1 protein-coding gene is annotated in these 202 nt (G+C 68.8%); it reads left to right on the top strand.

Annotated features, from left to right (window positions below):
* On the top strand, positions 1-202 hold a 202-nt coding region (locus G5A07_RS22210), incomplete at both ends, for a hypothetical protein (protein WP_223107946.1).

Genomic DNA, 202 nt, shown 5'->3' on the forward strand with positions numbered 1-202 from the left:
GAGCAGAAGGCCGAGATCGCCGCGGCGAAGAAAGAAGTCGCCGCCGCAGCCGAGCCGAAGGCCGCCAACCCCTGGTGGTGGCCGTTCGGCGCCAGCTCGGCGAGCAAGGCGTCGGGCAAGCCGGCACTGGTCCAGCAGAAGGTCACCAAGGAGTGGCTGGATGCCCATGAGAAAGCCCTGCGCGAAGCGATCGCCGGTAGCG

It is taken from the genome of Stenotrophomonas sp. AS012628, from assembly GCF_010608305.1.
Taxonomy (GTDB): Bacteria; Pseudomonadota; Gammaproteobacteria; order Xanthomonadales; family Xanthomonadaceae; genus Stenotrophomonas; species Stenotrophomonas geniculata.